This is a genomic window from Luteibacter aegosomaticola (genome assembly GCF_023078475.1).
Classification (GTDB): Bacteria; Pseudomonadota; Gammaproteobacteria; order Xanthomonadales; family Rhodanobacteraceae; genus Luteibacter; species Luteibacter aegosomaticola.
The window spans coordinates 2,845,218-2,867,781 of the sequence record NZ_CP095741.1; the positions used below are offsets into that span (position 1 = coordinate 2,845,218).

Annotated in this window: 24 protein-coding genes; 11 read left to right on the top strand and 13 right to left on the bottom strand. The window is 61.2% G+C overall.

Translation table 11 applies throughout. The annotated features are described in order from the left end of the window. Nucleotides 1–31: 31 nt before the first annotated feature. The 4 genes from L2Y96_RS22905 to gntA form a co-directional block, all read right to left on the bottom strand. The gene (locus L2Y96_RS22905) at nucleotides 32–166 is read right to left on the bottom strand and encodes a hypothetical protein (RefSeq protein WP_256452187.1); all 135 of its coding nucleotides are present in this window, start codon (nucleotides 164–166) and stop codon (nucleotides 32–34) included. Nucleotides 167–194: 28 nt separating this feature from the next. Beyond that, nucleotides 195–329, bottom strand: a complete 135-nt coding sequence (locus L2Y96_RS22910; RefSeq protein WP_256452188.1) for a hypothetical protein — start codon at nucleotides 327–329, stop codon at nucleotides 195–197. Between the two features lie 122 nt (nucleotides 330–451). After that, the gene (locus L2Y96_RS12510; protein WP_247326076.1) at nucleotides 452–1,036 is read right to left on the bottom strand and encodes a DUF1989 domain-containing protein; all 585 of its coding nucleotides are present in this window, start codon (nucleotides 1,034–1,036) and stop codon (nucleotides 452–454) included. Next, nucleotides 1,033–1,719 (bottom strand): guanitoxin biosynthesis heme-dependent pre-guanitoxin N-hydroxylase GntA, encoded by a 687-nt coding sequence (gene gntA, locus L2Y96_RS12515; RefSeq protein WP_247326078.1) that lies wholly within the window; start codon nucleotides 1,717–1,719, stop codon nucleotides 1,033–1,035. Before gntA ends, L2Y96_RS12510 begins: the two co-directional genes overlap by 4 nt. Nucleotides 1,720–1,970: 251 nt before the next feature. On the opposite strand from gntA, the gene L2Y96_RS12520 reads away from it, so the two are divergent. The 3 genes from L2Y96_RS12520 (at nucleotide 1,971) to L2Y96_RS12530 (ending at nucleotide 3,339) form a co-directional block, all read left to right on the top strand. Then, nucleotides 1,971–2,147 carry a CsbD family protein gene (locus tag L2Y96_RS12520; protein ID WP_247326079.1) on the top strand — a complete coding sequence of 59 codons (177 nt, stop codon included), beginning with the start codon at nucleotides 1,971–1,973 and terminating at the stop codon, nucleotides 2,145–2,147. Between the two features lie 525 nt (nucleotides 2,148–2,672). After that, complete coding sequence (locus L2Y96_RS12525) at nucleotides 2,673–3,047, top strand: DNA-binding transcriptional response regulator (RefSeq protein ID WP_247326081.1); 375 nt, start codon at nucleotides 2,673–2,675, stop codon at nucleotides 3,045–3,047. Nucleotides 3,048–3,150: 103 nt separating this feature from the next. After that, nucleotides 3,151–3,339 carry a DUF3606 domain-containing protein gene (locus tag L2Y96_RS12530; protein WP_247326083.1) on the top strand — a complete coding sequence of 63 codons (189 nt, stop codon included), beginning with the start codon at nucleotides 3,151–3,153 and terminating at the stop codon, nucleotides 3,337–3,339. A 17-nt stretch (nucleotides 3,340–3,356) separates the two neighbouring features. Here the strand turns inward: L2Y96_RS12530 and L2Y96_RS12535 are convergent, their stop codons facing one another. The 3 genes from L2Y96_RS12535 to L2Y96_RS23080 form a co-directional block, all read right to left on the bottom strand. Further along, nucleotides 3,357–3,551, bottom strand: a complete 195-nt coding sequence (locus L2Y96_RS12535; protein ID WP_247326086.1) for a hypothetical protein — start codon at nucleotides 3,549–3,551, stop codon at nucleotides 3,357–3,359. A 267-nt stretch (nucleotides 3,552–3,818) separates the two neighbouring features. Further along, a complete protein-coding gene (locus L2Y96_RS12540) occupies nucleotides 3,819–5,900 on the bottom strand; it encodes a catalase (protein ID WP_247337027.1) in 2,082 nt (693 codons plus the stop codon). A 1,284-nt stretch (nucleotides 5,901–7,184) separates the two neighbouring features. Then, complete coding sequence (locus L2Y96_RS23080; protein WP_425492421.1) at nucleotides 7,185–7,292, bottom strand: hypothetical protein; 108 nt, start codon at nucleotides 7,290–7,292, stop codon at nucleotides 7,185–7,187. Between the two features lie 264 nt (nucleotides 7,293–7,556). Between L2Y96_RS23080 and L2Y96_RS12545 the strand changes: the two genes are divergently transcribed. The 3 genes from L2Y96_RS12545 to L2Y96_RS12555 all read left to right on the top strand — a co-directional run bounded on the left by L2Y96_RS12545 (nucleotide 7,557) and on the right by L2Y96_RS12555 (nucleotide 10,322). Next, nucleotides 7,557–8,033 (top strand): DUF421 domain-containing protein, encoded by a 477-nt coding sequence (locus L2Y96_RS12545; protein WP_247326088.1) that lies wholly within the window; start codon nucleotides 7,557–7,559, stop codon nucleotides 8,031–8,033. Between the two features lie 814 nt (nucleotides 8,034–8,847). Beyond that, on the top strand, nucleotides 8,848–9,354 hold the full coding sequence (locus L2Y96_RS12550; protein WP_247326091.1) for a DUF6496 domain-containing protein: 507 nt from the start codon (nucleotides 8,848–8,850) through the stop codon (nucleotides 9,352–9,354). Between the two features lie 695 nt (nucleotides 9,355–10,049). Beyond that, entirely contained in the window at nucleotides 10,050–10,322 is a 273-nt protein-coding gene (locus tag L2Y96_RS12555) for a hypothetical protein (protein ID WP_247326093.1), read from the top strand. A gap of 632 nt (nucleotides 10,323–10,954) precedes the next feature. On the opposite strand, the gene L2Y96_RS12560 is transcribed toward L2Y96_RS12555, so the two are convergent. After that, nucleotides 10,955–11,242 carry a hypothetical protein gene (locus L2Y96_RS12560; RefSeq protein WP_247326095.1) on the bottom strand — a complete coding sequence of 96 codons (288 nt, stop codon included), beginning with the start codon at nucleotides 11,240–11,242 and terminating at the stop codon, nucleotides 10,955–10,957. Between the two features lie 1,258 nt (nucleotides 11,243–12,500). On the opposite strand from L2Y96_RS12560, the gene L2Y96_RS12565 reads away from it, so the two are divergent. Next, the gene (locus L2Y96_RS12565; RefSeq protein WP_247326097.1) at nucleotides 12,501–12,962 is read left to right on the top strand and encodes a PA2169 family four-helix-bundle protein; all 462 of its coding nucleotides are present in this window, start codon (nucleotides 12,501–12,503) and stop codon (nucleotides 12,960–12,962) included. A gap of 773 nt (nucleotides 12,963–13,735) precedes the next feature. Here L2Y96_RS12565 and L2Y96_RS12570 read toward each other — a convergent pair. Continuing rightward, the gene (locus L2Y96_RS12570) at nucleotides 13,736–14,137 is read right to left on the bottom strand and encodes a hypothetical protein (protein WP_247326099.1); all 402 of its coding nucleotides are present in this window, start codon (nucleotides 14,135–14,137) and stop codon (nucleotides 13,736–13,738) included. Between the two features lie 1,688 nt (nucleotides 14,138–15,825). On the opposite strand from L2Y96_RS12570, the gene L2Y96_RS12575 reads away from it, so the two are divergent. Beyond that, a complete protein-coding gene (locus tag L2Y96_RS12575; RefSeq protein WP_247326100.1) occupies nucleotides 15,826–16,026 on the top strand; it encodes a response regulator transcription factor in 201 nt (66 codons plus the stop codon). A 633-nt stretch (nucleotides 16,027–16,659) separates the two neighbouring features. Next, entirely contained in the window at nucleotides 16,660–16,944 is a 285-nt protein-coding gene (locus L2Y96_RS12580; RefSeq protein WP_247326102.1) for a hypothetical protein, read from the top strand. A 41-nt stretch (nucleotides 16,945–16,985) separates the two neighbouring features. Here the strand turns inward: L2Y96_RS12580 and L2Y96_RS12585 are convergent, their stop codons facing one another. Next, nucleotides 16,986–17,252 carry a hypothetical protein gene (locus tag L2Y96_RS12585; protein ID WP_247326104.1) on the bottom strand — a complete coding sequence of 89 codons (267 nt, stop codon included), beginning with the start codon at nucleotides 17,250–17,252 and terminating at the stop codon, nucleotides 16,986–16,988. 391 nt (nucleotides 17,253–17,643) lie between these two features. Between L2Y96_RS12585 and L2Y96_RS12590 the strand changes: the two genes are divergently transcribed. Then, the gene (locus L2Y96_RS12590) at nucleotides 17,644–17,895 is read left to right on the top strand and encodes a hypothetical protein (protein WP_247326106.1); all 252 of its coding nucleotides are present in this window, start codon (nucleotides 17,644–17,646) and stop codon (nucleotides 17,893–17,895) included. A 1,161-nt stretch (nucleotides 17,896–19,056) separates the two neighbouring features. Here the strand turns inward: L2Y96_RS12590 and L2Y96_RS12595 are convergent. The 3 genes from L2Y96_RS12595 to L2Y96_RS12605 form a co-directional block, all read right to left on the bottom strand. After that, on the bottom strand, nucleotides 19,057–19,515 hold the full coding sequence (locus L2Y96_RS12595) for a hemerythrin domain-containing protein (RefSeq protein ID WP_247326108.1): 459 nt from the start codon (nucleotides 19,513–19,515) through the stop codon (nucleotides 19,057–19,059). Nucleotides 19,516–19,764: 249 nt separating this feature from the next. Continuing rightward, a complete protein-coding gene (locus L2Y96_RS12600) occupies nucleotides 19,765–20,229 on the bottom strand; it encodes a GMC oxidoreductase (protein WP_247326110.1) in 465 nt (154 codons plus the stop codon). Nucleotides 20,230–20,840: 611 nt separating this feature from the next. Then, entirely contained in the window at nucleotides 20,841–21,809 is a 969-nt protein-coding gene (locus L2Y96_RS12605) for a YihY/virulence factor BrkB family protein (protein ID WP_247326113.1), read from the bottom strand. Nucleotides 21,810–22,093: 284 nt separating this feature from the next. On the opposite strand from L2Y96_RS12605, the gene L2Y96_RS12610 reads away from it, so the two are divergent. Beyond that, nucleotides 22,094–22,462: a hypothetical protein gene (locus L2Y96_RS12610; RefSeq protein WP_247326116.1), complete on the top strand. Its 369-nt coding sequence runs from the start codon at nucleotides 22,094–22,096 to the stop codon at nucleotides 22,460–22,462. The last annotated feature ends 102 nt before the right edge of the window (nucleotides 22,463–22,564 follow it).

Consider the following 22,564-nt stretch of genomic DNA (forward strand, 5'->3'; position numbering starts at 1 on the left):
CAATCACTGGATGGTAATCCGATTGGCCCTATCAGACGCTCTCATCGCGCTTCGATGCCTCGTCCATCTTCTCCTGGTCCTTTCCGATGGCATCGTCCCGGCCGTCTTGCCGTGGCTTGCCTTTCTTCGCGACGTAGCTGAGGTTACGGTCGTCGGACCGGGGCATGTGCCCTTGGTCGGCCATCAACGGTTCTTCAGCCTTGGTCTTCGTCGTTGTGTTCCTGCTGCGGCGATTCCTTTTTGGCAGGCTTTTTCTCGACGCGCTTGTCGGCCGATTCATCGTATTGATGCGGGCTGGCGTCGGCGTGCCCTTTTTGTTCATCGCTCATCTCGTTCTCCTGATGTTGGAAAAGCCACCATGAATCCATCCATGCATGCGAAGCGTTCAGTCTTTCCCCGCCACCCGTCACCTTGCGTTGAGGGGAAGCGGGCCGGGACTGGCACGACATCTTCATTCAACGCGGTATGAGATGGGCTTGAACCGGAAGTTGTTTGAAAGCCCAGCAGAACAAGCCGTCAGCCCGATAACGAGGTCAATCTGGGCAAGGAGCGTGGTCGAATCGCCTGGCTTGCTCAAGGGTGGCTCGACCGAAAGCGCGCCGGTCTCTCCATTGACCTGGACGTTCATGAACACGTTGAACGCGGTGGGGATGCGGTCGGGCTCGATACCGAAGGGTTCGAGTGCCTCGGCAAGATTGCCAAAGCAGCCTCGATGCGGTTCCGTGTGCCCATAGAGCTTCGCAAACATCTCCCTTGAGCACGGCGCCAGGAGAAAGTCGTGGCGGCCTACATCATCGCTCTCAATGACCAGCATCGGAGTGCTTCGATTCGAATAGAGGGTGTCACCCGTCGTCAGGAGAAACCTGCTTGCATAGTCCAATGTGCGACCGCTCGACAGCCACTCGCTCGTATCGTCGGCATTGAAGGCGACGAGGTCACTGACTTGTTGTCCTTCAGGGTCGACGACGGTCAGGCGCTGACCCTTTTTCAAGAGAAATGCCGTGCCACTTTGCGGCGGAATAATGGTCGTCGTCACGCGGTCGTCCTGTCGGTCTGCGGGTGGACAGCTGCAAACGGGCAATGCCATTCCCCAGTGATGTGCCGCCCGCTGTATTGAATGGCCTCGGAGCTTTCGCCATGGACAGCGAGCATGGGGTTCGCCGAGCCGTTGCGCGCGATGTCCTCATCGATAATGGCCCCCTTCAGCCGCTCGTAGCGGCCTGCTTGCCTCAAGTATTCAAACTGGCTGTGGAGATTAAAGACGAGTGCAGGGTGGGCAAGCCGACGCGCGGGCCGCGACGCCCCTGGGTGCAGGCCCACAACGTAAAAGGCCTTCCCGCCAATGCTCATGCTAAAGCCCGGGTCATCGGCATCGTCGGAGACGGAGGAGTCCCACGCATGGGCGCGTGCATCAACCTCATGGATGCCCTGCAATCTTGCAAACAGCAGGTCTTCGAACACCTGCTCTGGCACCGGTTCGGAGCCCTCAAAATGCACAACGAGGCTTCTGAAGGTGTCTTCTGGTTTGTTGTCGGTTGCGAACCTTGCAATGCCTTCGGCCAATGCGTGGTCGTCAGCTGGGCACGCCATATGACCGGCGAACAGGTGGTCTACGAGTTGGCGTCGCTGGGCCGTGCGGCCAGCAAAACAAGGAAAATGGGTGCCCTCGACGAGCTGTTCAAACTCACTGATTATTCGCGCATGCGGTTCGGTCTTCATGGAGCGAGCATGGTGGCCCGTCCGTGAAACGCTGAAGCAGTTCCGTTGAAGGCCCCTGTGATGTTGGTGACGTCACCGGGCATCGTGGAGTCACCTGCATTTCATGGATGTGTGCATGCAGGCCATGGTCGCGCTGGCTTCCGTGCGCGTGACGACAGACAGACACGGGTGAATATCGCCTCCACAGCCCCTGCACGGCTGTCATCACACCCTTACCCCACAGTCGCCTCACCAACCAACGAGGCTGAACCATGGACAAGAACCGTACTGAAGGCACCAAGCACGAAGTGAAAGGCGCTGTGAAAGAAGTGGCCGGCAAGTTCACCGGCGACAAGGCCAAGGAAGTCAGCGGCAATATCGAGAAGAATGCCGGCAAGGTTCAGAAAGAAGTCGGCAAGGCTGCCGATGACGCCCGCAAGGGCCACTGAGCCGGCCCTATCAGGAAAAAGCCCGCAACTGCTCGTTGCGGGCTTTTTCTTGGGTGGACCATCGATGGGTCAACGGGACGCCAGCTTGCCTTTCCGCCGCCTGATTTCCCCAGGCAAGGGCCAGGAACGTGTCAGGCAGACAGCGGGGACATCGTCTTGGAAGGTCCCAATACAAGGTCGGCACCGGGACGCCCGGTCGCGGTCACGTCCAAGGTGGCGACCGTTGCCTTCGCCAAGTCAAGCGCACAGTCCATGGCCTCCGAGTAGGCAGTAAACCGTCTCGCAATGAGCCGATGGTGGACCACGGTGCCGTCGGCCCCGGAAATCACATAGGAGGCGGCATAGCCTCGTCCAGGAAAGAGCTGGACGTCGACATCAATCTGGTAGGGGCTGGGGAGCATGGGTCAATCGCGCTGGATGGGACCCTTCCATGCTGCAAGATGAAGTGTGAGGCGCTGGTGCACGAAATCGTACGCCCGGTGCTTTCGTCCGCCGTCGCCTCCCTGCATCTGGTAAGGTCCGGCCATGCCCCGTCAACTGCTCGCCGTCGTCATTGAACCCAGTTCCGCCCTCGCACAGACCGTGGCCGAGGTGCTCGGCCAGCGCGGTTTTGAGACATTGACCGCCTCGACGCATGCCGGGGGTGCCCGGCAGGTCGAGCAAGTCGCCCGCGTTGATTTCCTCGCTGCGGCGGTGCCCGCCCCTGGCGAGGGCCATGCCGGTGCCTATCTCGAAGAGGCCCGGAGGAAGAACGCCAGTATGAAAGTCGTGGTCATGCTCTCCGACCCCGATGAACCGGTTGACGACGCGCCTAGGGGCGCCGTGCGAATCATCAAGCCCTTCAGCCGTGATGAGCTGATGGCGGCCGTCGATCGCGCCATGGAAACGACGGGCGTTTAGGCCGAGCGGCTTCACGTCAATCATGAGTCCATTGAGCGCTTTTCAATCAGCCGTTGACATCGCGCCGGGCAGATTCTGGTTATCGAGAAGACCGGAATGCCGCGTGTCCGACCATTTCAACCGTGTCACCCACATCAATCCGGATGACCCCCACGATGTCGCCCTCTGGGCGCTCGTCCTCGATGTAACGCCAGCCTCGGTTTACGCGGCAGTGGCCGAAGTCGGCACCGATGCCGAGGCCGTCCAAGCGCATCTGATGGGTAAGTCGTCGAGCGCAGGAAGTGGCGGCTAGCTGGCAGCTTGCGCCACTCAATAAACGATTCGTGCCTCCCCGACCGACTGGCCCGGGGACTCGTACATGACCCAGCGGCTCCCTGGGAGGTCCGTAAAGTCCAAGCCTTCAACTCTGGACGCCAGATCGGTCAGGATGCGTGCCAGCTGGTTTCCAACGCGATCGGCATGGAACGCTTCGCTCTCTAGTTCGATGTCGAGAATCAACTTCATGGTGTTCCCTGTTCGGGGTGCCCACATGTTGGCGGCAGGGAATCGGACTGTAATCTCCCGGATGCCATAAAGGTCGCCGAGCGACATTCGGCCCCCCAAAGCCGGACGCCGTCGGGGGGAGGGGGGCGAATCGGGACGAGTAGTCTGAAAGCAAGCTGCGCCCTGGGGCTCCCTAGAAGCGCCGACAACGGACGCCACGGGCCGCGCTTGGCGCGCCGTTGTCCGATGCACGCGATCGACAATCGCGGTTCGCGTCCAGAGCGCAGTTCATGGAAGCATCCGCACGGTCGATTCACGGTCGAAGTGCCGCCCCTTCGCGCCCTCGATAAATGCCTTGGTGTCCTTCGCGGGAATAACGCCTTCGTCCGCCTCCAGCCCGGCGGCCTCGAAGAGCGCCTCGCCCCCGGCATCGAGGGCGATGGCCTTGAGATGCCCGAACGCATCGCGCAGGAAATCGACGGCAGCAGCCTCGTGCTGCAGTGCCTTACTCCCCTCATCGCTCAGAACCACCGCCACCGCATCGAAGTTGATGGACGGCGTGCCCGCGAGTTGACCATCAGCAGGAAGATTCTGCCCATCGGAGAGCTTCACGCCCCCCACCTTCGGCGCGACGATCTTCACCGACGCACCGGCGGCCTCCGCCGCTTTGCGCAGCGCGGCTACCGTCTTCGCATCCGACCCATCGTTGATGAGGATGCCGACCACCCTGCCCTCGAGCGTGCGCTTCATCTTGCCGATGATCTGCAAGGCCGGGGAAGGCGGCATGTCGATCACCGGTGCCTTCGCCTTGGGTGCGGCAGGCAGCTTGCCCAACGCAAGGCCACCGGCCACCCGCCGGGCGAGATCCTCGTCGATATGCCGCAGATGCCCAACCACGGCTTCCCGCACATGCAGGGTTTCGACCTTGGACAGCTCAAAGGTCAACGCGAGCGCGATATGCGCGCGCTCATGACTCGTCTGGCTCACGTAGAAAAGCCGCGCCTGGCTGTAGTGGTCGGCGAACGTCTCCGAACGCACTCGGCCACGCGCCCCCGCTTCCTCAGCCGGGTAGGAATGAAAGCCCCGCTCCGCGTCTTCGCGTGGCGAATCGCCCTGCAGCGAACTCGGGCCGTAGGCCACCCGGCCCTTCGGCACCTGATGCTGCATGTGGCCATCGCGCTGGTGGTTGGCAAACGGGCACTTGGGCGCATTGATGGGAAGCTGGTGGAAGTTCGGGCCGCCCAGCCGCGAGAGCTGGGTATCGAGGTAGGAGAACAAACGCCCCTGCAACAGCGGGTCGTTGCTGAAATCGATACCAGGCACAAGGTGCGACGGGCAGAAAGCAACCTGCTCCGTCTCGGCAAAGAAGTTGTCCGGCCAGCGATCGAGCACCATGCGACCGATGATCTTGAGCGGTACGAGCTCCTCGGGGATGAGCTTGGTCGCATCGAGGTGATCAAAGGGGAACTTCGCGGCCTGCTCTTCGGTGAACAACTGGACGCCCAGCTCCCACTCGGGGAACTGTCCGGCCTGGATGGCCTCGAACAGATCACGGCGATGGAAATCCGGGTCGGCACCCGCGAGCTTCACCGCCTCGTCCCAGACGGTCGATTGCAGTCCCAGTTTCGGACGCCAGTGGAACTTGACGAACGTGCTCTTGCCCGCGGCGTTGACCAGGCGGAACGAGTGCACGCCGAAGCCCTCCATCATGCGCAACGAGCGAGGGATAGCCCGGTCGGACATTGCCCACATAATCATGTGGAACGCTTCAGGTGTCAGCGAGATGAAGTCCCAGAACGTATCGTGCGCGCTCGCCGCCTGCGGGAAGCCCCGATCCGGTTCCATTTTCACGGCATGGACAAGGTCCGGGAACTTCATCGCATCCTGGATGAAAAACACCGGGATGTTGTTGCCAACCAGATCCCAGTTTCCCTCCTTGGTGTAAAGCTTCACCGCGAAGCCACGCACATCGCGCGGCGTGTCGACGGAACCTGCGCCGCCAGCGACGGTGGAAAACCGTGTGAATACTGGCGTCTTTTCGCCGACCTCGGTCAGGATGCGAGCCGTCGTATAAGCCTTTAACGACGCTGTGAGCTCGAAAAACCCGTGGGCCGCCGAGCCTCGCGCGTGGACGATGCGCTCGGGAATACGCTCGTGGTCGAAGTGGGTGATTTTTTCCCTGAGGATGAAATCCTCCAACAGCGTCGGCCCACGCTGTCCCACACGCAGCGAGTTCTGGTCATCGCTGATCGGCGTGCCCTGGTCCGTGGTCATGGGCGGATGGGTACCACCCGCAAGCTGGTGGAGTTCGTCGCCGTTTCCGCGGGCTTCTTTTGTCGGCTTCGGCGGGACTTTCGCTTTGCTGACCATGGCAGACCTCAGCTGTGGTTGACCCCGAATCTTCCGGAGAGGCACGTATAGACAACGTCGGCGAGCGATTGGGCCCGTTGGCACAATTCATGCGAAGGTGCCCTTCCGGGCCCTGTTTTTCCAATTCCATGCTATGACGGTCAAACCGACCCTAAGTGAGGTCACTCCCGAATGACCTGCCAACTTCCGTCCGACCCCTCTTGCCGAACCACGACGGCAACACCCTGCTCTTCGAGCGTACGGGCCCGCTTCAGTGCTCCCTCGATGGCGAGCAAACCGTCGGGATACGACTCACCATCCGCGCCGTCGACGGAGACGTGCCAATTTCTCGTGCCCCTCGAGGGATACATCACATAAATGTGGACAACACCCATAGTGAAAAGGTCTCCTGCTGCGACAAGGCAGCGTGATGTAATGCGCCGAGAAGTGCCCATAGGTGGCTGACGAATCCCCGCACCGAATGCCCGTCAGAGGGACAGTGGGACAGGTCCCTGACGAAACGGCTCCGGAAAACCCGCTGAGGCGTTCAGGACTGTTGCGGGGATGTCAGGGTGGCAATGATTTTCCTTACCGGATCAAGCGCGCATCCCATCGCCTCGGATTAAACGGCTAAGCGTTTGGCAATAACATGGCGAGGGACCGTGGTTCCATCGGCACCGGCTCTCAACGAGTAAGCTGCACGACTTCGGCCAGACACGAGCTGGACGTTGACGTCGATCTGGTGACGGCTGGAGGTCAGGGCTGCTTGAACGCAACAGCACCAACGCATCGTGCCTCCCGACGCGTGAGGCGGCAGTGCATGCGCCGCACCGGACGGAGGCTTGCTGGACTGAGGACGCGGGGACGTCCTCGTGGTGCTCCTGTCCGTCGAGACCGCCATGATCAGTGCCCCCCTCCGGGCGTCCGTGCCCGGAACGGTCACGGATGTGCTGCGCCGACGTGGCGATGGAACGATGTCCGCATCCGTCCATGCGGAAGCCTGCCCGGAGGGATGATCGGGGGGCCGGTGCTGGCTTCCGCCGCGCCAGCGCTTGGCAGCGGGCACACCGGACGCACCACGGGGAAGCGAGGACACGTGGCCATGGGCCTCTACCTCGCGCCCCGTCGGCCAACGGCACAGCGCACACCGATTATCGGGACTCCTCGTTGCCGGGCGAACTAGCGCCGTCGCCGACGGGGCCGCTTCGGCCTTTTTTCACATATGCCTTCCTGATACGGTCGGGCTCTTTCTCGTCAAGCTGTACAAGATGAGCAACGCCCTGTTCGTGCGCTTCAGCGCGTTGATCAGTTCATCGAGTTTGATTTGCAGCGCTTCGGTGTCGCGATCCCGGATCGTCTGAGTAAAAACACCATCGAGGAGATTACGATGGTCGTGCCGGTGTAAATGACCAACTGCCAAGTGTCCCCAATCCCGAAAACGGGCTACTGGCGGCCCACACGATGACCACACCCGCAGCCAGGGCCAACGTGATGGGCTCTCCAGCGGCCTTGGAGGCCTCCATCACCATCCGGGGGAACCTGCTTCGCGTACGCGTGCCATGGGTGCATCGCAGAACGACGGCGACCACCGTCGCCACGCCGCATGGGGAAGGAGGGCGCGGCGTTAGACTTCCCTTTGCGCACTGGGCGTAAAGGAACCAGATCAAGGAGTTCCCCATGAATGATGTCCTGAACCTCTCGTCCGCCTGGTGGACATTCGTAGTTCGTGGCGCCGTGACCTACCTAGGACTTCTGACCCTAATGCGACTTGCCGGCAAACGTAGTTTCGGTGAATTATCGGCGTTCGATGTGGTCGTTATCGCACTGGCCGGGGGTACCCTGCGCACCGCTATCATCGGCGAAGACCAGGGCATGCTTGGCCCTTTCCTCGGGGTCGCCGGCATTCTTGCGACGGACAAGGCCATCGCCTGGCTCTCCACCCGGGTCCCCTGGTTCAATCGTCTCGTAGAGGGCTTTCCATCGTTGCTCGTACGCGATGGCCGGCGCGACCCTACCGTAATGCGCCGCCAGAGCCTCACCGATGCGGCGCTGGATCGCGCGTTGCATGCGGCCGGGCTTGAGGATGAGCAGGACGTCGTCGCAGGTCGGCTGGAGCCAAACGGCAAAATCACCTTAGTGCGCCGCTCCCGCTAGCGGGCTCGTGCATGCCTATCAGCACGTTGTACATCTCGTCTTTCAATCACGCGAGACCGAATGGACAAGCCACACGCCGTTGAGCGTATTGCCGGAGATCCGCACGCGAACGACATGACGGACGCGCTGAGCTTACACAAGGCCTTGACGACCGCAGCACTTCCCATAGGCATTTTCAATGCGGGGAACAAGGGCGTAGCGTGGCGGGATGCTTTCAGCCGTGAGCGCGGTGACGAACACACAAGGCACGCATTGACCCTCGAGCTCGTCCAACAGACCATATGCGGTCTTTCCGTACACATTGATGCCAAGCAAGGCCCCGTCCAAATCATTGCCGCCTGCAACGCTGTCGCGGCGTCTTCGAGATTTGATACAGGACCGGCCACATGGGCACCCAGAAACACAAGCAGGTCCGTCAGGGCACCAGCGACAAGATAGTCGTCTTCGACAACCAGGTAAGTAACGTCGACCCGCCAACGTCTGGGTGCGCATGGAGCGTCGCTCCTGACGTGAGCAGACCCTCAGCCTGCCCCACTGCGCGACGCGAGATGTGAACGGAAAGTGATGGCATGCATTCGGTGCCGGAAGGATCGTCACTTCTGCCATATTCCCTACCCGCGCGTCGCGCATGACGTGTTCATATCGGCGTGATTTGCCTTCTCCCAAACGTTAAAGGCGCGGGCTGCCGTAGGATTGGCTGAGACATCTGTTCCGACGACCAAGTTCATGGCTTGCCATACACCCTCGTCACACAAGGTCGATGTAGGCTCCAGAGCGGGCACAACATTCATTCATGCGAAGAGGAGGCCCGCCCATGCCTGAGAGAAAAACCATTGCCAAGGCCGCCGAAGACAAACGCAAAGGCAAATCCGCATCGACGCAGGCAGGCGAATTTGTCCACGAGCAAATCGAACACATCCGTAAAGGAAAGCATGGGGCGCGCTCGACCAAGCAAGCCATCGCGATAGGCTTGTCGGAGGCACGCCGGGCTGGTGTTCAGGCCACGCCAAAAAAGACGGCCAGCAAGGCCACGAAGAAGAAGGCAACCCGAGAGAGCATGATCGCGACGAAGCGCTCGTCCGGGGCAACGACCGAGAAATCCGCGACCCGGAAAAAGGCCGCAACCGGCGCCCTCAAACGAGAAGGCACCACGGCCGTGTCAAAGCGCGCCCTGTCTGCTCATGCCAAGAAAAGTGCGGCCAAACGCACCTCGGTAAGCAAGTCGGCGGCGGCGAAAAAGGCAGCGAAGACCAAGGGCCCCGCCGTACGCAAGGCTGCAGCAAAAAAGGCAGCTCGGACGCGTGCGCGCAAAACGTCCTAGTCCGCCATCCTCGTTGGCCGGAACGATCGTTTCGCGTACAGCAGGCTTCAATTGGTCGGCGACATTGTTCAATTCGGTCGTCGTGCCCAGTCGCCCCACCCCGCCAGTTAACTCGACCAAAGCACAAACCAGAACGACCGGTCTTCCCCTGACCTCCAGTGGTTGTCGCCGAGTTCGTCATCGAACCGGCATCCGGTCAGGCGGCCGCTCGAGACATGGAGGTTGACGGCGGCGTTGCGCGTTGAGAGGTCGCGGGCTTGGCGAGAATCGGCGGCAAATCGCGCAGCGGAGGCCTAGGTCCACATCCGTCGCACCCAGCCGGTGGTGTCCGATACGAGGCAAGTAGCCGCGCGCAGGTAGCCCTGCGGTGCGGTGCCGGCGAGAAAGGCTCGGCGATTTTTCCACTGGGGCTGCCGACCAACAGCAGGAGAGGGTCACACGCCATGTTGCCTCGGAGTGCCGCACTCACTACGAACACCGAGTAGCGGGCTTCGGTAGAACGTCAGGATGCCCGATGAGGGCAGGCACGTCCCCCTGATTGCCGTGCCACGCGAAATCGAAGAGTCGTTGAAAGAATGGGACACGCGCGTTTTCAGGTCAGGGCACGATGGCGTCGCGCAAGGCCATCGCCAGGCTACCGGGTCGCCGTGTTCTGCGTCGCGCACTACCATGGATGTCATCTTCCGGGAACTGACATGACACTTGAGGATGTGATTGCCGCTGCCACACAGCTGGCTGCCGCCGTCGAAGCAGGGGATGACAGAGAGGCTCGCTTTCTGGCCATCGACGTCGCAAAGCTTGCTGGCCGAGCCGAACTCCAAACGGTCGCCCTGGCGGCGCAACGCGTGGTCAATGCGCTGTCTGAAGAGTCGACTGAGCAGGACGATCTCGGCGTGGCGATGATCGTGCTCGCGGATGAAATCGCCCTCCTGATTCATGGCGCGAACGCCCCAGATGAGGAAGGCTAGGTTTCGATCGGATCTGCCGCCCGGCGGAGGACGGGCCGGGCCGGGCACTGACCTTGGCAAACCCTTCTGCGTCCGCCACCCTCCCGCCGCCATGCGCGAGCATCGCACGATTCCAGCGCCTCCTTCCGGTCGCGCTGGCGTCCCTGCAGTTCAAGGATGACCGGTCCCTCCGCCTGACCTCACGGGCAGGCGGAGGGGTTATTGGAGCTTGGGCCAGGTGCCCGACAGCCAGTGACCATCGGGACCGTCAGGAGCAGGAGCGACCTCATTGGGTCCACACCTGTCCGACCGGGCTGACCCATCGTAGGATTCGACGCTGCGCCGTGGAGGGTGCCGAGCAGCCGGCCGAATTGGAGAGAACCGGCAATGACCGATCCCGCCCTTCGGACACCCCAGCCGCGCGAACGGGCGCATGGCGTGCCGTAGGTAGGTCACCAGCAGCCCATGCCTCTCGGCGACGCGGACCCGCCTACTCCAGAAGTCAAGCGGGCCGTTTTTAAGACCGGCGGCATGCCGCGCGAGCGCACCCCACCGGCCCGAGTTCCGTCCGAGATACCGCGCCGCCTGCCGTGCCAACGTGCGATCGAGGGCGAAGGGTTCGCTGCGATGGTGACCTGCGCGGGCCGACAGTTCTACTTCAAGTTGTCTTTCGCGCCCAAGGGAACCACCGCACCCTCGCGACGCTCGACGGACTCGGCATGTCGCACGCCGGAGGCGCGAGGTTTCGAAGGCGTCGTGCGGCCGAGAGTAATATTTTTGGAGGCGCGCACTTCGCGATTGGCAAAGGTCCAAATCTCGCCGGTCTCGGTGACGAAGACCGTCCAATATAGGTCCGACTCAGGACCGTAGTCGATAAGAAAATGAGCGAAGCCTTCGCCCTTCGGGGTGTTGAGCGGCAGCGGAGGATTAAGTTGAAGCATGGGATTGGCCGCCCTTTTGCGTATGGTTGTCTTCACCACTGCCGTCCACCGGATCTCCTGAAGCGTCCGTGTCGCGCGGCCGAGTAGGATTGTTCGAGCTATTGGGCGCGTCGTTTTGCCCTGGGTGCTTTTGTGGTGCGTTCTTTTCGTTTGCCATTGTTTCCTCCGTCAGCAAGCGGCCAGACTCCGGGGGAAGCGCTGAAGGCGTGGTGCGGGTCTCGTGACGGGCGTGTTGACGGTAGGGGTACCGAGACGCGCTCGACTTTGCCGTTGCGCGATGTTGAACAGACTGCCCACCATCGCCGACGACCGGTCCTTGCCGACTGCGGCTCATCGATTGGCCGCACCCATCTTATGAGTCGCCTGCCCGAGGATTATGGAACAACGCATCCGGCCAAGACTCTTGCGCGTCACATCCAGCGTCAGATTCCATCACATGAAAAAATCTTCACAAAAGTGAAGGTCGCTGGGAGTGATCCGTCGCTCCGCGGAGGATCCCTCAAGTGCTGCACCCAAGTGCCGATAAGCAACCGCATCGAAGAACGAGAATGACGAATGCGGTTCTGGATGAGCGTGGCCATGGGAGCGTTCTCGTGGATCGTATGTGCGTGTTCCGACGGGCGAAAATTGCATTTTGCCAGTCAGCCTCCGGCAGCGCCAGCTGACATCCGGCTCGATGGAAGTGGCGGGGCGGTGACCTGGACGTGGGGAGGCGGGAACAAGTGGCAGAGGGTTATCGCCGTTAATGACAGCCGCGTGCGGCAGGCTGACAATGTACCCCGAGGCATCCTTCACATCACACTGGATGATGGCACCGAACTGCAGCTGGTTGAGCGGCAAAACTTCCTGATCTGCGAGAAGGGTTGTGACCCGAAAGGAATGCCTCACACTTGGGCCGCGGCGACGGACGAGTAGACGCGTCGATCGGGGAACTGCTGAAAAAAAAGCCGGCGACAGTGTGTGAGCGTTGCCGGCTTGCCCTGGGAGTGGCCAACATAAACGATCCGCGCAGGAGGTCACGGTCGAACCATTTGTCGTTTCCGGGCGAACCAGTGCCCACCTGTCAACGCACTTAGCTCAATGGGTTCGCTGTCGCTGCGATGTAGTCAGATCCGTCACGAGCGCCGCGACCCATGTGAAGGTGATTGTGCCTCTTCGAGCGGCCACCAGTGTTTTTGTCATCGTCGCCTCAGCTTCACAGCTTTTTCTTATTCGAAGACGTCAAGCTTGCGCACCCTTTAACTTCGGAGAGCACAAGATGACTGCCTCGAACGACCACGACATCAAGATCCTAAACGGCCTCATCGAGGCGACGATCGACAGTGCTGATGGCTATACCGAAGCGGCGAAGGAAGCTGACAACTCGCGCTACACCTCTATATTTCAGCAGCGTGCGACTGAACGCCGCCAGGTCACCCAACTCCTTCAGCAGCACGTTCGCGCCTTGGGCGGCACTCCCGAGGACGACGGCACGGTCCTTGCGAAGGCCCACCGTGTGTTCGTCGACTTGCGTTCCAAGATGACCTCCCATGAGGACACCGCTATTGTGGATGAAGTCGAGCGCGGCGAGGACCACATCAAGGGGAAATATGAGGACGCGCTCAAGGACAGTGATGTCACCGTAGGCACCCGCCGCGTCATCGATGAGGCGTACGGCCCGGTGAAGAGCGGCCATGACCAGATGCGGGACCTAAAACATGCGCTACACGGTTCGAGGTGACGAGAAGGGCTCTCGCGGTGGCCTACTCCACGAGAGCCCTGCTTCGACAGCGGGGACGAGGTATGCGCGTGCTCGGGCGGGGAGCGCTCGGCAACGAATCAAGGCCGGTGCATTTAAGTGAGCACGGCGAAGTGCTGTCACCTATTTCCATGCGACCCAAACCTCCAGCGTGAGGTCGAAAATGTCGGTGAGTTCCCCATAAATTGCGGAGAGAGGGAGTCGGCGTCACCGCATTTGGCCGTGACGCGCCACCTACATCCTCAAAAGACTAACGAGGTCATCTGATACCTGCGGCATTTCCATCTAACGTTACTGCTTGCCATGGCACATCACGAGATGTGGCGAGAACCCAACCGGATTGTCGTCTTGAGCTCCATACAGTGAAGGACCAGCAGCTGTAACAAGGTATTCTCGTTCCATAGCCAAGCTTGCCAGTGGCGCCGGCCTACCTCACCGCTGACGCCGCATCCAGGTCTTGTCGCTTTGCCACACGGAGCGCGCGCAGGAGATGTCCACGCCATCCACAGGCGCCGCGGTAGGGTATTGCTCGAACTGCACCCGCGTCTCGATTTCGGGACGGCGTGGTTCGCATTGAAGGCGCTCGATGAACCTGACTACTCCGGCACCACCTCGGCGGCAGTTTCATCACGTATCTCCCGAACGTCAATCGATGATTCACAGACATATCAGAACCATCTCGTTCAACCACTCGCTACCTACGCGTGTATGGCGTTTTGGCGCCGTCGGATTTATATCGTGTCTGCAGTCCCGTGTTAATTGTCCAAAACGGTGGCATGGCCGCCGTCCATCCATCCGACAGGCTTGTGCATTGTCCATTCCATCTCACGAGCAATCTCGTTGGAAATCGGATCACCGGTAACCAACGCTTTAAGGTCGTTGCCGCTTAGACCGCCCAAGATCTTGCCGAGTGCCCTCCATGAGTGGATGCCCTCCGCATCGAGTTCGTTTATAAGAACAAGCAGGCAAGCCCGGCGGCAAGCCTGGATGATGGGATCATGGAGATATATCCAATCTTCATTTTTCACGGAAATACAAGGGAGCGAACGTCGAGATCGCCATCTTACAATGATTGTCACCGACACAGTTTCAGCGGGCACCACGCCTTGCGAATCATCGACTGAGACTCCGTTGCATCGCCCCAGGTAGGTGGGCATGGCGATTTCTATGGGACGATGCTTGAGGAGATAAGGCAAGCCCGGTCGTTCGAGGGCACCTTTGGTGGACTGGTCCTCTCTGGCGGAATTGATCGACGTATCCGGGGCGCATTTCAGAACGATCCTGGCGCGCGGGAGTTCGACGAGTAGCTCGCGAATACAGGCCTGGGCACCTTGGTAGCTAGAAGGTATGACTGAGGATGAAGGAGTAGTACAAACGAAGGTTGAACGCGCCGCGACCGAGTAGGCGCTGGGCGATCGATCAATGCGCTTCGCGAAACGCAGGACCTGACCGGAAACTACACAGACCGGCGTCGCTAACTACGACCCTCTTCCCAGGTGGTCAGAAGTCGAGGGCCGTGATTGATTGTTTATGGGCCGATCTCAGCAACAAGCCTTAGCCATGCGATCTCCGTGCCGTTCGACCATGTGGATGCATAATCGTTTCGTTCGTGATCCCATACCGCGACTTTTACCAAGCGTCGAAGCGGGCTTTCGCTGTGATGCCCACCGAGAACATACAGGCCACGATGACCCACTCATATCCCTCGGCTTTGGGCGAAGATAGCGAGTGGATGATCCAGCGCCATTCTTCGTCCGAGGCCTACCCGATGGTCGGGATGAACACCGCTTTTCGCGGCGAAGCCCTGCCCCTCGAGTCGTCTCGACGGACATGATGATTTCAGCGAAGCCCGTTCGCTGCGATCAATCAGATTCCGCTGGCAACGTCATCTGCTTGTCCGGATTAGGCGCGCGATCGCTGCGAGTGAGCGGTGTCCCGCTCACTCGCGACGCCAGTACGCTCACGATGACTACCGTGGTGACGATCTTGTCCACCACGCCCAACCGATCGCCCCGCCAGGAGCCGATGGCAAAGGGCCAGGAAGTTCAAGCTGCCTAACCCGCGGATACCGAACAAACCAATGAGGGGACCGGGGTGCCGCGGAACTAGCTGCCGATGGCCCCCAGCCGCACCGCAAACGGCCGAGCAACCAGCATTAAGGCCATGTCCACCGCCACGCCGGTCGAGCTCCAGGCCGACATCGCTACGGGGCCGACATCCAAAAGCGGCGCGGCCGCGATCAGGCGCTCTACGGTTTCCCAAACGACCGCGTGTCGGAAACCCCCGGCCCGCCATCCGGGCGGCCCCTTCAATGCCCCCCGACACGCTCACTGCGGCTCATTGGGGGAACCGCAGGGCGAAATCCGCCGAGTCTGCCGGGCAGCCGTTCGCCGGGTGCCGACTCACAGAGAGCTCGACCCGGCACGAGCCCGCGCCAGCGGCAAAAGGCGGCAGTAAACCCGACGCATAAACGGCTTCGGAGAAGGCATCCACCTCGACCATGAGGCCCAATTCAGGAAGTCAGTGAGACTGACGTCCAAGTCGTGTGGCACAGGAGGGTGTCCAGCCCTCTCTGTTCGGGCTCCTCTCCAGAAATCTTGCGATGAACCAACCCTGGTTTCACCCCGCCTTCCCGAGCGGTGGCCCACTTTGCGCACTGGTCTTGTATTGCAGCAGGCGGGCTATGAGGATCCAAGGTGTTCGACTCCTGATCGTTGAGGACGACCCTACCCTTGGCGGGGTCTGGGCCGACATCATGGGAGACGCGGGCGCAGAGGTCGCCGGGCCCTGCCCCTCTGTGGTTCGGGCGCTTGAAGCCATCGATGAGTGCTCGCCGGCGGTCGCCATGCTCGATATCCATCTCCAAGATGGGACCTCCTTTCCTGCCGCCAAGGCGCTCACCGCGTCGCGGGTGCCCGTCCTGTTCGTGTCGTCGTGTGAACCGCAGGAGGTGCCGCCCGAGTTACGGGCGCGGCTTTACCTGCGCAAACCCCTGGCCGTCCGCGAGGTCATGGCGACCCTGCGGGAGTTGCCTCATGCCCTCTAGCCGGACCGATTTGAAGGCATTGGACGCGCACGCTAAAGCGCAGGCGGCCCAACAGTTGGTCATTCCGCGGCTCATCGAGCAGACCATCGCGCTATCGGCGGCAGCCATCCAGCCTGCAAATCGGGCCTGTGCACACCGCGTAGCGTGTGACATTCGGGACTTGGCGTGGTCGGTGGGACTGGCGGGGTCGGGAGCGACTGCGGCGGTGTTGGCCCAACGCCTCTCCGATCCGTACGCCGACGAAGAGGAACTGACGATGGCCTTACATGCCGTTTTCAACGAGGTCCACCGCGCGGCGTCCCGAACTGGCGGGGATCGGTAACAACCGATTCCCCGCCCCCGCCTATGCCAGCCGGTCCTTCGGACACCCATACGGCCGCGCGAACGGACGCATGGCGGACGTGCCCTAAGTAAGTCACCAGCCGCCCACGCCTCCCGGCGAAGCGGACCAGCTTGCCCCCGGGACCAACGGGAAGGAGGAAAGCCGGAGGCAACAGAAGAGTGGCACGGTGGCGACCGCCGCGAAAAGGGATTGCCTCGGCAAATCAGGCGGGACGGCCGCGCAACCGCGACCGCCATCACATTGTGCATCGCAACACCGGGGTAGGTTGAACACAAACAGGAGATCGAGCGATGCGCCCCCAAAGCGAACGCGTTCGTCTGGCCCTGCGTCGACATGTGCGAGCGCAGCGCCGTTTCGAGCACCACGCCATTGGTGTGACCGCGGCGACGGTGTCCACGGCAGTGACGGCATGCCTCCAGCCGACATTGGCCTGGCCCCTATGGGCCACCTTCATCAGCACGGCCTCGCTCGGTGCGGTGGTGCTCGGTTTCTTGTGGGAAGAGCGTGCTCAAACGGAGTCGGTCGTGCGCGCCAGTTTGCTCATTGAACTGAGCAAACAATATCCTTTGCGATAGAATCCGGAGCCCAGTGCGCCAAAGCCCACTTCTTCCGCTCGTCAGTCGTCCAGCGCGGACTGCCGTTTTTCATCCAGCCACCCTTCCGGCCGGGACATGGACCACTCCACTTCCCTGGCGAGGGCGTCCGAAATCTCGGCACCGGCCAGGATCTCGCGCAGGGCCTCTCCGGTCAGGTTGCCCAGAATGCCCCCCTGGGCCGCGGCCGATGTGAATCCTTCACCAATCAGTAGATCGATAAGGTGCCGGAGGTTCGCCCGTCGCCGGGTCTGGCGTTCGAGGTCGCGGGTGGCGTCGGATGAGGTCATCGCATGCCGATTTTGTCCCATTCGTGACAGAAAGGAAGTGATCGGCGTCAAAGGACCAGTGGTCGATTTGCCGAAAAATCGGTTATAGAGCCGGCCTTGGTTGTGATGGCATAGGGGTAGCCCGCTCGAACTCGCCCGCCATGCCTTTTGCGCTTCCGGAAGCTCAACTCCATACCTTGCGCCAGTTGGACGATACCGGCCTGCTGGCCATTCATCCTCTGAACCGGGCCGCTTGTGTCTGGCTACGCGACCACGGGTATTTGTTGGAAAATGAAGGCTGGTGGCAAATCACGCCGCTGGGTCGCCGCGCCCTGGCGTTTTGCGATCCGACCGCCCCCGGCGAGGGCAAACTCCGTTGGGGTCCCTCGCCGCTAACAGGGACTGAACCCACATGAGCCACGACATCCGCTTCGCCGAATATTTTGTAGTGGTCCGTGATGACGATCAGGAGATCGTGGCGTCGACCAAGACCCTAGAGTGGGCCGAAGCGGTCCGTGACGCGGCAGAACGGGACACCGGTGAAGCACACCGTTGCCTTCCAGCCACCCAAGAGCTTGCCGAAAACTTTACCGATTGGGCTTGGCGCACCGAAACCATCGAGCGCGATGGGATTCCCACCGAGCTGGCGGTGATCGACCGGTAAGGGCTGTGGCCCTGAGAATGTTGAGCAGCGGAAGAAGAAACTGTCGAAAAGTCACGGCGTTAACGACCGATGCTCCAGCGGGCCACTATCGGTGCGCTGCGTGAGAGCGTCTGTCTGATCTTGTCGTAGACCACATTGGCTTTTTTACGTTGCCGATTTGCCGCAGTTGTCCCCCGAAGTTGTGCGTCGGGGACTTTGTGATGAACGGCAGGCTGGGGACGCCAACAGCAATGCGATACCGCGCCGCCATGCTCTCATAAATGGAGCCACAAAATTTCCGGCGCCGCCCGTTGAGCGGCTCGTCCCCCCCTCAAACTCCTGAAAAGTCGTCGTAGAACCACCAAAGTCGCCGCACACATTGTCAGGCGCACGCCACCTGAAGGTCGAAGTGATCCAACCTCACCATGTTCAGCCTTTGCTCGCCGCTCAGCTTACCGATACGCTGATGGAGCGCCAACTTTTGAAACGTCCCGCTTCGCAGCGCCCCTCCCCTATCCGCCCAGTCGATAACATCATGCGTAAACGCCTACTCCATGCGGCCAGCAATGTTGGTCACTACGTGGGTACCCTCGGCGCACCGGACTTTGGCTACCCGGACTTACCCACGCCTATGACACCTTTGCCGAGCGAGATTAGGAGCAACGGATGATCAGCCTTGGACGTGGCTCGCTGCTTCTGGAGCCACGGGCGTTGAAGTGCCCCCACGGGAATCTTCGACGAGGGACTGGCTCGACGAGCCGACAAAGGACTGTCTCTTTGAAACGATAGGCACGCTTAGGGCCGAGGACCCGCAGCAGCGGAACATCATCTAATCGAGCGGATATGCCGTGATGTGGAATTGCCCCCGAAACCGTCCTTACCAAGACCTCACATAGGCCATATAAAAAAACGCGTGGTTTTTGCCGTGTAAAATGGCTAATTCGCCTTGTTAACGTTCTGCTCTCCAGTGGAAAAATGCTTGTGGACGGGCGGCGCTTCACTGTTTTTCGCGGCACAAAGAAATCTTGGTCGTTTCGCTTGCCGCATACCCTACACCACTGTAGCGGAAATGACGGCACGCGGCACTTGCGAGCGCCGCGCCATGCTTCCTCTTTGCACCGCATGCAGTTCGCAATGATCGGTTGATTACCGGCCAAAATCCGTGGTCGGCGAAAGCGAAAGCTACATGGTGGCTGACAACTTCATTCGCATGGCGTCATAGTCCTTGCGGTATTTTCGAGCGAGCGAAATTTTCTGAGCATCGTTGAGTATCTTTCCCGCGAGCTGGAAAAAGCTCCGCTCCTCCTCGCGCAAATGCTCATGCAACTCCTCAGACAGCTTATGGACCGTTGCCATCCAGTGTCGACCTGCGTGGTCCGGCGTCTGCAGTTCCTCCACCAGATCATCCATCTTGTGATGGTCGGCCAAAGCATCGCGTGAGGGATGCAGCCCTCGGTCGTCCATCAGCATCGGGACGTACAAGAAGCGCTCTTCCGCCGCCTCGTGCGCCGACAGCTCCATACGCAAGGCGGTGAAAAGCGCCACTCGGTCGGGGCCTGGCTTGGCGCGCATGAGCTTGCGGATGAGTGAGCGCTGGATCGAGTGGCTTTCGCGCAGTGGCTCGAAAATCGTCTCTGGCATGGGTCAACCCGGCTTTAAGAGGTGGCATGGTGCGGCGCGTGGCGTCGAAGGAGTGTCGACGCCGTCCTTGAGCTCGAGACCGGTGAAGAACCATTTGGTGCACCATGCCGCCCGATGCGGTCGGCCGCATGGGGTTCTCGTGCATGATGCCCAGGGGCTTATGCGTCATTCATCGTGAGCCCATTAACGTTCAAATCGAGGCCGCCGAGAGGCGCCCATCCCATCGTGTGATTGCGGCTCCCCTGCCTCTCATGCCTCGAAGGAACTTCCCTGAAAATCCGCGGCCTCCCCTCCGCGGTTTTTTTTGGCCCGCCCCCTCCTCCGCTGATTGATATGGGAACGTTGAAGAAAGCGCTCAGCGATCCACAACCCCGACGCCATGGAGATCGTCGCAGGGTTTGCGAAGAGCGCGCCCGGGAATATGGAGTTGTCATACATGTACAGGTTAGGCATGTCGAAGCTCCAACTGTCCGAGTCCAAGACCGCATCATCGGGCGACGGTCCCATCCTGCATGTGGCGAGCGTGTGCGCGGAGCGCGCACTGGCGAAGATGTCCGACGCGCCGTGCGCCTGCCAGATAGCCAAGAGCACTTCTGTCGCGCAGGTATCCAGCGCGCGTCGATTTCGGTTGCAGCTGAAATAAGTGCGTGCCGTGGGCATGCCGATCGCAACGTGCTCGTCGGACAAGGTCAAGTCGTTGCCTTCCGCAGGCACGCATTCGTCCTTGAACCCAACACCCGCCAGCGGGTTATAACGCCGAAGGCGATCCGCCAGAGCCTTTCCCCGAAGGGCTGCCTCACAAACCGGTGTCGTTGCCAGTGTTGCGGGTCGGATCCCCAAGCTTTGCGCCAGATATCCGCCAACAGCATTGGCCCAATCGGATCCCACGAAATCTTCCGGCTTGGCGGGGAGGGACAGCCTTCGCGTTAGGGTGCCCGAACCTTCTGCCAGCAATCCACCTGGCGTTCTGCAAAAGCCACCTCAGCTCTGCTGGCGATGTCGATGGCATCCACCCCGGGACCCCGCACTCAAGAATGAAGAGGCCTTAGATCCGTAGTGGCGCGAGGATATGCATGCTTGATCTCCCGTACTGGCCCTGTCTGAATCGATTAGCTGGACCCTCTCCGCCCGTAGGCCGTCGGGAAACTGTGCAGGCTTGTCGGGACGCCAGACGCGGGCCGTCCGCCGGCAGCGCAGCTCATCTGGGCAGGGAGCAACCGTCAGGACAGATGGCGGCACACGCCCCCTCTTATGCCAGCTGACCGCTTGGACGCGCACGCCGGAGCCGGGCCCGACTCCACCTCCACATGGCCGACGGACCGGACTTACCGGGGTCGGCGCGAGCGTGCGGTGATCAGGCCAGCAACCACCCCAGCCGTGATGAGGGCGGCAGGGCCCGCCAGCGAAGATGGACCGCGCGCCTGACGACGGGATTGTCCCGGAACTCCCGGCGCCCCGACCTCGGCGGGCGCTGCCTCTATCTGCACCGCGTGAGCGCTTGGCCGGATTGGCTTACCGCGAGCGTCGGCGAGGCTACGTGTCAGTTCCGCCCCGATCAACACAATCAGCGACGAATAATATGTCCAAGTCAGCAGCACAACGAACGCGCCAGCCGGCCCGTATGCACCACCAATATCACTGTGCGCGACATACAGCCCGATGACGAATTCGCCCGCAAGGAAGAGGAGCGTCGTAACGACAGCCCCCAGCAGCGCATCGCTCCAGTCGATGGACGCATCGGGGAGCAGACGGAACATGAGCGTGAAGGCGCCCATGAACACAAGGATGGAGACGGCGTATTTCACCACGGTCCAACCGGCGCCTTCGCCGGAAAAAACGGCCTGGATTACGGCGCTCGCGACCAAGGAGACGATAAGCAGGAAAGCGACGCCACCCAACAGCGCAAAAGCACGGGCCCGAGCACGCAGCCATGTGCCCACAGCGGCACCGGGCTTGGGTTTCACCCGCCAGACGCGATCGAGAGTGCCCTGAAGCTGGGCAAACACCGCAGATGCGCTGAACAGCGTCACCGCCAGTCCCACGATGCCGGCAACGTGGCCCAGGCGGGGTCGCTCGTGCGCACTAGTGATGACGGACTCAAGGGATGACGCCGCCTTTTCGCCTACTGTGGTCCGCAGCGCCTCGCTCAACTGTTCCTCGAGTCCGGGGTGCAGCATCGAGAGCAGCCAGACCAGGAGCAAGAGCACCGGAGCTACAGAAAGCGCGGCATAGAATGCGAGCGCCGCCGCCCGGGTCATGAGCTCATCGTCACTGAACCCGTCAATGGTCGCCATGGTCAACCGCTTGAGCAAGGCAGGAATTCCACGCATCACCGTTTCTCCGTCCGCGGACTACTGCCCAGACGATGCCTAGCGCCTTGTGTGGACAAAGTGACCAGCCGGGGCCGCTCCTTGGACGTAACGGAGAGCACCTGGACTCTCTTGCCCAAGCGCCGGATGCGACGCGTGGCGGCCGGCCAAGGCCCTCTGAGAGCTTCTTACTGCACCGCTAAAGGGCGAGATGATCGCGCCGATACCCTTGGTAAGCCCGGCCACCGGGTCCTTCGATGAGGCAACCCATGAGATGCCCTTTCCTTGCCATCGCCCTGCTGCCCCTTCTCGTACCAGGGCGCGCCTCGGCCGCCTGCAGTGCGAAGGACTTCAGCATCGAGTCCTTCGCGGTGAAACTACAACAAGGCTCCGGACAGCCCCGTTTCAGCATGAAGGGGCAGCTGGTGAATCGCTGTCCGGAGGCGGCCGCTGCACAGATTCGCGTCGATGCGAAAGATGCTTCCGGAAAGGTGCTCGCCAGCAAGCAGGGCTGGCCAGCGGGGACGTCCAACATTGACCCGGGCAAATCGGTCGAGTTCGATCTGGGGCGGTTGTTTCGGTACCAGCCCGGCATGAGCGATTACACCGTCGTCGTCTCTGATGCCAAGACCTGGTGATCCATGAGCACGTCTTCCCGTCTGCCCAGTTGCGTGCGCCGGGATCGACGGGTCGGCGAAGGCAGTTGGCATCCGGACGTCCTTCCGAGGAATCCGCGCAGA

Bases quoted from the DNA above. Each gene is read 5' to 3' on its own strand.
- L2Y96_RS22905 (WP_256452187.1), bottom strand. From the start codon at position 166: ATGCCCCGGTCCGACGACCGTAACCTCAGCTACGTCGCGAAGAAAGGC.
- L2Y96_RS22910 (WP_256452188.1), bottom strand. From the start codon at position 329: ATGAGCGATGAACAAAAAGGGCACGCCGACGCCAGCCCGCATCAATAC.
- gntA (WP_247326078.1), bottom strand. From the start codon at position 1,719: ATGAAGACCGAACCGCATGCGCGAATAATCAGTGAGTTTGAACAGCTC.
- L2Y96_RS12520 (WP_247326079.1), top strand. From the start codon at position 1,971: ATGGACAAGAACCGTACTGAAGGCACCAAGCACGAAGTGAAAGGCGCT.
- L2Y96_RS12525 (WP_247326081.1), top strand. From the start codon at position 2,673: ATGCCCCGTCAACTGCTCGCCGTCGTCATTGAACCCAGTTCCGCCCTC.
- L2Y96_RS12535 (WP_247326086.1), bottom strand. From the start codon at position 3,551: ATGAAGTTGATTCTCGACATCGAACTAGAGAGCGAAGCGTTCCATGCC.
- L2Y96_RS12540 (WP_247337027.1), bottom strand. From the start codon at position 5,900: ATGGTCAGCAAAGCGAAAGTCCCGCCGAAGCCGACAAAAGAAGCCCGC.
- L2Y96_RS12545 (WP_247326088.1), top strand. From the start codon at position 7,557: ATGAATGATGTCCTGAACCTCTCGTCCGCCTGGTGGACATTCGTAGTT.
- L2Y96_RS12550 (WP_247326091.1), top strand. From the start codon at position 8,848: ATGCCTGAGAGAAAAACCATTGCCAAGGCCGCCGAAGACAAACGCAAA.
- L2Y96_RS12555 (WP_247326093.1), top strand. From the start codon at position 10,050: ATGACACTTGAGGATGTGATTGCCGCTGCCACACAGCTGGCTGCCGCC.
- L2Y96_RS12560 (WP_247326095.1), bottom strand. From the start codon at position 11,242: ATGCTTCAACTTAATCCTCCGCTGCCGCTCAACACCCCGAAGGGCGAA.
- L2Y96_RS12565 (WP_247326097.1), top strand. From the start codon at position 12,501: ATGACTGCCTCGAACGACCACGACATCAAGATCCTAAACGGCCTCATC.
- L2Y96_RS12570 (WP_247326099.1), bottom strand. From the start codon at position 14,137: ATGCCCACCTACCTGGGGCGATGCAACGGAGTCTCAGTCGATGATTCG.
- L2Y96_RS12575 (WP_247326100.1), top strand. From the start codon at position 15,826: ATGCTCGATATCCATCTCCAAGATGGGACCTCCTTTCCTGCCGCCAAG.
- L2Y96_RS12580 (WP_247326102.1), top strand. From the start codon at position 16,660: ATGCGCCCCCAAAGCGAACGCGTTCGTCTGGCCCTGCGTCGACATGTG.
- L2Y96_RS12585 (WP_247326104.1), bottom strand. From the start codon at position 17,252: ATGACCTCATCCGACGCCACCCGCGACCTCGAACGCCAGACCCGGCGA.
- L2Y96_RS12590 (WP_247326106.1), top strand. From the start codon at position 17,644: ATGAGCCACGACATCCGCTTCGCCGAATATTTTGTAGTGGTCCGTGAT.
- L2Y96_RS12595 (WP_247326108.1), bottom strand. From the start codon at position 19,515: ATGCCAGAGACGATTTTCGAGCCACTGCGCGAAAGCCACTCGATCCAG.
- L2Y96_RS12605 (WP_247326113.1), bottom strand. From the start codon at position 21,809: ATGGCGACCATTGACGGGTTCAGTGACGATGAGCTCATGACCCGGGCG.
- L2Y96_RS12610 (WP_247326116.1), top strand. From the start codon at position 22,094: ATGAGATGCCCTTTCCTTGCCATCGCCCTGCTGCCCCTTCTCGTACCA.